Origin of the sequence: Catenulispora rubra (genome assembly GCF_015356825.1) — a bacterium.
Lineage (GTDB): Bacteria > Actinomycetota > Actinomycetes > Streptomycetales > Catenulisporaceae > Catenulispora > Catenulispora rubra.
Genome location: NZ_JAACYW010000787.1, coordinates 1 through 408, shown reverse-complemented (window position 1 = coordinate 408; position 408 = coordinate 1). Strand labels below are relative to the sequence as shown.

Sequence of the window (408 nt, the reverse complement as noted above, 5' to 3'; positions counted from 1 at the left end):
AATAACAATAATGACCGCCGATCCCATCCTGACCCTGTTCCTCCCCATCGCCCTGGGCATCATCATGCTCGGTCTCGGACTGTCCCTGACCCCGGCCGACTTCCTCCGCGTGGTGCGCTACCCGAAGCCGGTGCTGGTCGGCCTGGTGTGCCAGATCGTCCTGCTGCCCATGGCCTGTTTCCTGATCGTCCAGGGCTTCGCCCTCGAGGCGGCCCTGGCGGTCGGCATGATGTTGCTGGCGGCCTCGCCCGGCGGCACCACCGCCAACCTCTACAGCCACCTGGCGCATGGCGACGTGGCACTGAACATCACCCTGACCGCGGTGAACTCGGTGATCGCCATCCTCACCATGCCGCTGATCGTCAATCTGTCGCTGCAATACTTCATGGGCGACGGGCAGGCGATTCC

Annotated in this window: 1 protein-coding gene; it reads left to right on the top strand. The window is 64.5% G+C overall.

Features of this window, described 5'->3' with window-relative positions:
• Nucleotides 1-10: 10 nt before the first annotated feature.
• On the top strand, nucleotides 11-408 hold a 398-nt coding region (locus GWK61_RS55420; protein WP_194922395.1), incomplete at its 3' end, for a bile acid:sodium symporter family protein.